Source organism: Brevundimonas sp. (assembly GCF_036677305.1).
Classification (GTDB): domain Bacteria; phylum Pseudomonadota; class Alphaproteobacteria; order Caulobacterales; family Caulobacteraceae; genus Brevundimonas.
The window spans coordinates 1-8,127 of record NZ_JAKFEB010000164.1; the positions used below are offsets into that span (position 1 = coordinate 1).

At 70.3% G+C, this 8,127-nt stretch carries 10 protein-coding genes and 1 pseudogene; 6 read left to right on the plus strand and 5 right to left on the minus strand.

All coding sequences use genetic code 11. From position 1 onward, the window contains the following. Positions 1-249, plus strand: a pseudogene (locus V6M42_RS09255) (M1 family peptidase); the annotation flags it as partial. On the opposite strand, the gene V6M42_RS09260 reads toward V6M42_RS09255, so the two are convergent. Further along, positions 246-1,022: a transglutaminase-like domain-containing protein gene (locus V6M42_RS09260; protein WP_332658512.1), complete on the minus strand. Its 777-nt coding sequence runs from the start codon at positions 1,020-1,022 to the stop codon at positions 246-248. The pseudogene V6M42_RS09255 and the gene V6M42_RS09260 sit on opposite strands and share 4 nt — an antisense overlap. Positions 1,023-1,147: 125 nt before the next feature. On the opposite strand from V6M42_RS09260, the gene V6M42_RS09265 reads away from it, so the two are divergent. Further along, a complete protein-coding gene (locus V6M42_RS09265) occupies positions 1,148-1,669 on the plus strand; it encodes a hypothetical protein (protein WP_332678291.1) in 522 nt (173 codons plus the stop codon). A 48-nt stretch (positions 1,670-1,717) separates the two neighbouring features. Here the strand turns inward: V6M42_RS09265 and V6M42_RS09270 are convergent, their stop codons facing one another. The 3 genes from V6M42_RS09270 to V6M42_RS09280 all read right to left on the minus strand — a co-directional run bounded on the left by V6M42_RS09270 (position 1,718) and on the right by V6M42_RS09280 (position 3,763). Then, entirely contained in the window at positions 1,718-2,278 is a 561-nt protein-coding gene (locus tag V6M42_RS09270) for an HNH endonuclease (protein WP_332658516.1), read from the minus strand. A 134-nt stretch (positions 2,279-2,412) separates the two neighbouring features. Then, positions 2,413-3,063, minus strand: a complete 651-nt coding sequence (locus tag V6M42_RS09275; protein WP_332678292.1) for a trimeric intracellular cation channel family protein — start codon at positions 3,061-3,063, stop codon at positions 2,413-2,415. Between the two features lies 1 nt (position 3,064). Beyond that, on the minus strand, positions 3,065-3,763 hold the full coding sequence (locus tag V6M42_RS09280) for a DNA-3-methyladenine glycosylase family protein (RefSeq protein ID WP_332678293.1): 699 nt from the start codon (positions 3,761-3,763) through the stop codon (positions 3,065-3,067). An 87-nt stretch (positions 3,764-3,850) separates the two neighbouring features. On the opposite strand from V6M42_RS09280, the gene gluQRS reads away from it, so the two are divergent. Further along, entirely contained in the window at positions 3,851-4,699 is an 849-nt protein-coding gene (gene gluQRS, locus V6M42_RS09285) for a tRNA glutamyl-Q(34) synthetase GluQRS (protein WP_332678294.1), read from the plus strand. Here the strand turns inward: gluQRS and ppk2 are convergent, their stop codons facing one another. Next, on the minus strand, positions 4,700-5,446 hold the full coding sequence (ppk2, locus tag V6M42_RS09290) for a polyphosphate kinase 2 (RefSeq protein WP_332678295.1): 747 nt from the start codon (positions 5,444-5,446) through the stop codon (positions 4,700-4,702). A gap of 126 nt (positions 5,447-5,572) precedes the next feature. On the opposite strand from ppk2, the gene V6M42_RS09295 reads away from it, so the two are divergent. The 3 genes from V6M42_RS09295 to V6M42_RS09305 all read left to right on the plus strand — a co-directional run bounded on the left by V6M42_RS09295 (position 5,573) and on the right by V6M42_RS09305 (position 7,880). Next, entirely contained in the window at positions 5,573-6,691 is a 1,119-nt protein-coding gene (locus V6M42_RS09295; protein WP_332678296.1) for a serine hydrolase domain-containing protein, read from the plus strand. Between the two features lie 21 nt (positions 6,692-6,712). Continuing rightward, on the plus strand, positions 6,713-7,471 hold the full coding sequence (locus V6M42_RS09300; protein ID WP_332658528.1) for an extensin-like domain-containing protein: 759 nt from the start codon (positions 6,713-6,715) through the stop codon (positions 7,469-7,471). A gap of 205 nt (positions 7,472-7,676) precedes the next feature. After that, a complete protein-coding gene (locus tag V6M42_RS09305) occupies positions 7,677-7,880 on the plus strand; it encodes a cold-shock protein (RefSeq protein WP_284223759.1) in 204 nt (67 codons plus the stop codon). Positions 7,881-8,127 lie beyond the last annotated feature (247 nt).

Genomic DNA, 8,127 nt, shown 5'->3' on the forward strand with positions numbered 1-8,127 from the left:
CTGCCGGACCTGAAACAGACCCGCGACGGCGGCGATCTGGTGCTGGAATGGGTCACGGGCGACGGCGGCGTCTTCCCCATGCCGGTCGAGATCGAGATCGACGGCCGCCTTCAGACCGTGGCCATGACCGGCGGCCGCGGCCGCATCGCCGCGCCGGCGACCGCTCACGTCCTGATCGACCCGGAGAACAAGGTCCTGCGCCGTCTCGACTTCATCGAGGCCTGGCAGGCGGCGGGTTCGCCCGACTAGACCGCCTCCGCCGTCACCGATTGCCGCACCAGCCGGCACGAGCCCTGGGTGGTCAGGAAGGCGATGTCGGCCGCGTCGCGCCCGCAGGCGATGCGCACCAGCCCCTCGACCGGGGCCAGCCCCGTCGGATCGACCAGCCACCAGCCGTTCGACAGCCAGACCTCGAAGATGGCGTGGAAATCGGGCGGGTTCAGCTGGTGGGCGAAGGCGCTGACCGCCCGCGCCGGAATGCCCGAGGCGCGGCACAGGGTGATGCCCATATGGGTGAAGTCCCGGCACACGCCGGCCCGGTCGATGAAGGTCCGCGCCGCCGTCGTCTCGCTGTCCGACGCGCCGGGCTCATAGTCGATCTCGGCCCGGATCCATTCGAGGATCTTCAGCACCCGGTCGCCGCCGACGGTGCCGCCGAACGTCCGTTCGGCGAACCGGCCGAACTGGTCCGAGGGGCAGTAGCGGCTGGGGTTGAGATAGGTCAGCACCTCGGCCGGCAGGTCGTTCCAGTCGTGCTGCACCGTCACCGGCGGCAGGCCCTTGAGCACGCCGTTGTCGACCAGGGCCGTATAGGTCAGCGCCACCTCGCCCGACAGATGGGCGCGCAGGGTGCGGGCCCCGAACTCCTCGTCCTGGTCCTCGATGAAGTCGGTTTCCGGCGTGGTGGTCAGGCTCTCCTCGAGCACCGTCTGGCCCGGCCAGTGGGCGACCTGGATCTTGTAGATCGCGTCCGTCGGCGGGTCGAAGCGGTAGACCAGATCGGCGCGGACACGGATTTTCATGGGGTCTCTGAGGGTTGTCGGGACGGGAACCGGGGGAGGCCGACCGGCCCCCCGGAGAGGAACCCCCATAACGGCCAATCGTTCTCCAGGGGCAGGGGCTGCACGCAATTCCGAGGACCCGTATCATGAAAACGCTCGTATCCGTGACCGTAGCCACCGCCGCCCTGCTGCTCGCAGGCGGCGCTTCAGCCCAGATCGTCGGCGGCGTCGGCGGACAGGTCGGCGGCTCCGTCGGCGTGGGCATTCCCCAGACCGGCTCCATCACCCAGGGCGTCGGCTCGATCGCTCGCGACGGCGTCCGCACGACGCGGGACACGGTCAGCGACACTCGCGCCACCGTGCGTGAGATCCGCCCCGATGTCGGCGTGAACGCCAACGCCAATGTCCGCGCCGAAGCGCGATCCGACCGCGACGGCGCCGAAGTCGACGCGGCCATCCAGACCGGCGCCATGGTCCGCAGTTCCGACGGAGCCATTCTGGGCTCGGTCGTGAACGTGACCCGCAACACCGCCGGCCGCGCGACCGCCTTCGTGGTTCGCTCGGCGGACGGCGCCAGCCGCACCATTCCGGCCGGCAGCGTCTCGGCCAACGGCAATGTGCTGGTGACCGGCTGGACCGAAAGCCAGTTCAACCAGCGGCCGCAGTAACGACCATAAGGACGGAAAGCCCGCGCCGTCGGCGCGGGCTTTCGCACGTCAGGGCTCCAGTTCGATGTCCCAGTACAGATAGTCGAGCCAGCTCTGGTGCAGATAGTGGGGCGGGAAGCGCCGCCCGAATTCCTGCAGCTGCCAGGCGTTGGGCCGGTGCGGCGCGCGGCGCAGGGGCATGCCCGCCTGCTGCGGCGTGCGGCCCCCCTTGCGCAGGTTGCAGGGCGAACAGGCGGCGACGATGTTTTCCCAGGTGGTCCGCCCGCCGCGCGACCGGGGCACGACGTGGTCGAACGTCAGCTGTTCGGTCGCGTGGCAGTACTGGCAGGCGAAGCCGTCGCGCAGGAAGACGTTGAAACGGGTGAAGGCGGGCTGCCGGTCCTGGTCGACGTAGTTCTTCAGCGCGATCACGCTGGGCAGGACGAACTCCATCGACGGGCTGCGCACGACCTTGTCATAGGTGGAGACCACGTCGACGCGGTCCTGGTACACCGCCTTGACCACTTCCTCCCACGGCCAGATCGACAGCGGATAGTAGGACAGCGGTCGGAAGTCGGCGTTCAGCACCAGCGCGGGCCAGCCGGACGGAGGGCGGCTCAGGACCTGCATCAGGCCCTCGCCCTTGAGCAGAGGAACATGGACGCGAGCGGACTGAAGACCTGTCTCCTTCCCTGTCTATGGGGAAAGCCTAGTCTTGATTCGACGGCTTGGCGATGACCGGTCGGCGACGGTTTCGCGACCGCTCAGCCGCGCGACGGCGTCCCCGGAAACGCCGGCAGGCTCCAGCCCCAGACCAGGGCCCCCGCGCGCAGGACGAAGCCGCAGGGCGCGGCGATCAGGGCGGCCGGCCATACGTCCAGCCCCAGCAGTCGCGCGGCGACGAAGACGCTCGAGGCCAGCAGGGCCGCCGAGACGGTGATCTCGCGGCGCAGCAGGATCGAGGGCTCTCCCGCCAGCAGGTCGCGCACCACCCCGCCGAAACAGGCCGTCAGGGCTCCCATGACGATGCAGATCAGGGGGGCGACGCCGAAGGCCTCGGCCTTGGCCGCGCCCATCACGCCGTAGGCGGCGAGACCGAAGGCGTCGAGCCACAGCAGGGCCCGGAACCGCCACGGCCGCGAACCCAGCATCCAGACCACGACCGAGGCAAACAGGCAGACGGCGATATAGCGCCAGTCCTGCACCCAGAAGACCGGCACCCCGATCAGCAGGTCGCGCAGGGTGCCGCCGCCCACGCCGGTGATGGCGCCGAAGAAGGCGAAGGTGACCACGTCGTGCCGCTGCCGCGCCGCCGCCAGCGCGCCGGTGGCCGCGAAGACCGCCACGCCCGCGAAGTCGAGGGCGCCCAGCACGGTCTCGGGATTGGCGATGGCGGGATCGACGATAGGGCTCACTCTATTTTCTCTCTGCCGTCTCGCGCGCGGCGCTCGCCTGCTTGAGAGGGGGATGGTCCTCCAGCACGACCTCGCCGCGCCTGACCGCTCCATACCATCCCCAAAGCAGATGCGCCGCAACGCTGCGATGCGGCTTCCACCGTTCGGAGCGGGCATAGGCCTGTTTCTCACGCGGGCGGTCCGGCGAACCGTCCGCCCAGCGCATCGCCTCCTGCAGGGCGATGTCGCCCGCGGGGAAGACGTCGGGCCGCCCCTCGCAGAACATCAGAAAGGTCTCGGCGGTCCATTTGCCGACGCCCTTGATGGCCACCAGCCGCGCGATCGCCTCCTCGTCCGACAGCCGTTCCAGATGGTCGAAGTCGATCCGCCCCTCTGTCTGGGCGCGGGCGATCTCGTGGCCATAGGTGGCCTTCTGGATCGACAGGCCGAAGCTCCGCAGGGTCTCGATGTCGGTGGCCAGCACCCGCTCCGGCGTCACCTCTCCGCCCAGCCCGGCCTCGACCCGGGCCCAGATGGCGGCGGCGGAGGCGACCGAAACCTGCTGGTCCACGATCATATGGAACAGCCCCTCGAACCCGCCCGTACGCCAGCGCCAGTCGAACACCGGGGTCTGGGCGTGGGCGCGCGTGAGCGCGGGATCCAGCGCGATCAGCGCGTCCCGGGCGGCGGTGATCTGGTCGGGGGTCGGAACAACAGCCATGTCCGACCGTGACGCCCGCCAGGGGCCGCGACAAGCCGTCCGACCGCGCCCCTGACGATCAGGTCCGCTTCCCGCTATCATCGCCCCATGTTCACCACCCGCTTCGCCCCCTCGCCGACCGGCCGCCTGCACCGGGGTCACGCCTTCTCGGCCCTGACGGCCTGGACCGCGGCGCGCGCGGCGGGCGGCCGCTTCCTGCTGCGGATCGAGGATATCGATCCGACGCGATGCCGGCCCGCGTTCGAGACCGACATTCTGGACGATCTGGCCTGGCTGGGTCTGGACTGGGAGCAGCCGGTGCGGCGTCAGTCGGACCATCTGACCGACTATGCCGGGGTGGTCGACGTGCTGGACCGCCGCGGCCTCCTGTATCGGTGTTTCCGCACCCGCAAGGACATCCTCGACGCCATCGGCGATGCGCCGCACGGCCCGGCCGAGGCGGCGCGGCCGGGTCCGCACCCGGCGGAGGAGGAGGCCGCCCTGCTGGGCGAGGGCCGTCCGTTCGCATGGCGCCTGTCGCTGGACCGGGCGCGCGATCTGCTGGGTCCTCGCGCCTGGGAGGCGCTGGCCTTCATCGAGGAAGGCGCGGGGCCTGACGGGGAACGCGGCCTGATCCGGGCGCGCCCGGAGACGGCGGGCGACGTGGTCCTGGCGCGCAAGGACGCCGGCGCCGCCTACCACGTCGCCGTCACCCACGACGACGCCCTGCAGGGCGTGACCCACGTCATCCGCGGCCACGACCTGTTCGAGGCGACCCACATCCAGGTGCTGATCCAGACGCTGATGGGCTGGCCGACGCCTGTCTATCGCCACCACGCCCTGATGGTCGGCCAGGACGGCCGCCGCTACGCGAAGCGCGACCGGTCCGTCACGCTGGGCGAACTGCGCGCGGCGGGTCTCAGCCCCGAAACGCTGAGGGCCGAACTGGGCTTCTGATCACGGCGCCAGGCGGCCTTCGGCCTTGTCCGCCGGGAAGATCACATCCGCGTCGACCTTCTCATCCGCGCAGCCCGGCCCGTCGAGCCGGTTCAGGACATGGCGGATGACGTTCAGCCGGGCGGTCTTCTTGTGGTCGGTGGCGACGACCGTCCATGGCGCATGCGCGCTGTGGGTTTCGGCCAGCATCCGGTCGCGGGCCGCGGAATAGGCGTCCCAGCGCTTCTGCGCCTCGGCGTCCAGCGGTGACCGCTTGAACAGCTTCAGCGGCTCGGTCGCCCGCTCCTCCAGACGCTGGGCCTGTTCCTCTTTCGAGATGTCGAACCAGAATTTGATCAGCAGGATTCCGGAATCGGTCAGCAGCCGTTCGAACCTCGGCGCGTCCTTCAGGAACTGTTCGTGCTGCTCCGGCGTGCAGAAGCCCATGACCGGCTCGACCCCGCCGCGGTTGTACCAGGACCGGTTGAAGATCGATGTCTCGCCCTCCGTCGGCAGGTGCGGGACGTAACGCTGGAAATACCACTGGCCCATCTCGCGCTCGGTCGGTTTGGGCAGGGCGAAGATGCGGGTCTGGCGCGGCGACATGTATTCGGTCAGGCGGGTGATCGACCCGTCCTTGCCCGCGGCGTCGCGGCCCTCGAACACCATCACGGTCTTCTGGCCCTTCTCGATGGCCCAGGCCTGGGCCTCGACCAGTTTCAGCTGCAGGCGTTCGAGTTCGGCCTGGTAGTCGTCGGACTTGCTCATGCGGGGCTTTCTGGTGGACCGGCAACCTGCGCCGACGGCCGGGGGGCCGCAAGATGAACGCCTTCTCACGTGCCGATGATCCGTACGGGCGTTAGAAAGACCGGAAACATCGAGGGAGGCCCGACGATGGATCGTCGCCATCTGCTGGGAGCGCTCGTCGCCGCCCCCGCCGCATTCGCCCTGCCGGTCCGGGCTCGCGCGGTCCGGACGGGACCGGACGAGGCGCTGGATGCGGTCTTCGCCTCGACCGCCCCGACCGCGCTGGGCGGCGCCATGGTGACCCGGACCGGCCCGGGCTGGTCGGGGGTGCGGGGCGTTCGCCGGGCGGGCGGAGACCAGCCCGTCACGCTGGAGGACCGCTGGCACATCGGCTCCAACACCAAGGCCATGACCGCCGCCGTCTTCGCCCGGCTGGTCGAGGCGGGACGCGCCGACTGGGACATGACGGTCGCCGGGGCCTTTCCCCAACTGGCCATCGATCCGTCTTGGCGGGCGACGCCCCTGACGGCGCTGATGCGCCACCGTTCCGGACTGGCCGACGCCGACGTGATCGGCATCGACTGGCTGGGCGTCGCGCGCGGCGATCCGCGAAGCCTGCCCGCTCAACGCGCCGCCATCGCCGCCAGGGCGCTGGGCCGGCCGCCCTCGGGAACGCCGGGCGGCTTCGCCTACAGCAACGCCGGCTACATCATCGTCGGCGCGGCCATCGAGGCGATCACCGGACAGGCGTGGGAAGACGTCACGCGCGCCCAGCTGTTCCAGCCGCTTGGCCTGTCCGGGGCCGGCTTCGGGCCGCCGCCTGATCCGAACGCCTGGGGCCATCGGGCGCCCGGAGGCCCGTTGCTGCCGATGGACCCGTCCACCCCCGGGGCGGACAATCCGGCGGCGCTGGGCCCGGCGGGGACGGCGCACATGACCCTGGCCGACAACGGCCGGTGGGTGCAGGCCATGCTCGGCGGCGGCCCGGAGGGCTGGCTGGGCGCGGACAGTCTGGCGCGGCTGACCACGACGACCGAGACGAGCCCCGCATACGCCCTCGGCTGGATCACCCGGCCGGCGCCGGCGGGCGGAGGCCTCGGCCGGACCATCGGCCATGAGGGGTCCAACACCCTGTGGCACGCCGTGGTCATGGCGGCGCCGGATCGGGGCCTGGGCTTCATCGCCTGCTCCAATGACGCGGCGAACGGGGCGGCGGCCTGCCGGCAATTGGTCCAGGGGCTGATGGCGGTGGCGAGCGCCGCCTGACACGGGTAAGGCTGGTCGGGCATGAAGCGCGACTTCGCCGATTTCTGGAACCTGTTGTGGGAGCTGACGCTCGGCCTGTGCGCCGCGTTCGCCCTGCTCAACGCCTTCGCGCCCGGCCAGGACCTGCCGTGGAAGCCGCTGGATCTCAGCCATCCGATCGGCCAGGCCACGGCCGCCAAGGTGGCCGATTTCGAGCTGGCCCGCACCGCCGCGCCCGAGGAGACCGCCGCCGTCACCGACGCCTGCATCCAGGTGCTGCGCGAGGCCGGGGTCACCGTGGAGCGGGCCGAGGACCGCGACGACGGCGGTTTCTGCGTCATCCGCGGCGCGGTCCGGATCACCGGCGGCGACGTCACCCCGCTGGACGGAAGCCCCGTCATGCAGTGCCCGCTGGCCGTGCGGTACGTCATCTGGGACCGCCAGGTGCTGCAGCCCGCGGCCGAGGCGGCGTTCGGCAGCCGGGTGGCGCGGGTGAACGAGGTCGGCACCTATTCCTGCCGCCGCATCTACGGCCTGACGGCCACGGACGCCCGGCCCAGCGAGCACGCGCGGGCCAATGCGCTGGACATCGGCAGCATGACCCTGGCCGACGGCCGCAAGGTCTCGGTGCTGAACGACTGGGACGGAACGGGTCCCGCCGGGGCCGAGGGCCAGGGCTTCCTGAAGCGCATCCGCGACGGCGCCTGCCGGGCGTTTTCGACCGTCCTGACGCCCGACTACAACGAGGCGCACCGCAATCACCTGCATCTGGACGGCGCCCCGCGCAGCCTCTGCGCCTGATTTCGGGTAACCACGTTCGCCCGGCGCACGCGTTGGTTTCAGGTTGACCGCCCCGGAATTGCGCGAGAGAAAGTCGGCGCAGTCCGGATTTCGCGCGGCCTCCACCACCGTGCCCGCTCCTTCGCTGAATGAGCTCGTCCAGATGGGCTGACGGGCGTCCCCTCAGGGGCGTCTGCCTGGCAAGCGCGTTCACGGAGACGCTAAAATGGCGACCGGCACGGTCAAGTGGTTCAACCCGACCAAGGGTTTCGGCTTCATCCAGCCTGATGGCGGCGGTCAGGACGTTTTCGTCCACATCACCGCGGTTCAGAAGGCGGGCCTGCAAGGCCTGGATGAGAACGCCAAGGTCGAATACGAGCTGGAATCCCAGCGCGGCAAGACGTCGGCGATCGATCTGAAGCTTCTCTGATCCACGACTGACAGAATGACGGAAGGGCGCGGCGGCTTCGGCTTCCGCGCCTTTCTTTTTTGCACCGCCCCCTCTCCCTCCCCCTTGTGGGGAGGGAGAACGCGTCTCCCCTGTCCCGCGCCGCCCAAACCCGCTATGGCGCGGCGAACCCGCGGGAGAGGCTTCATGTCCGGCGTCGTGCGTCTGTCGACCCAGATCCACAAATGGGTCTCGCTGGTCATCGGCCTTCAGGTCGTCTTCTGGGTCG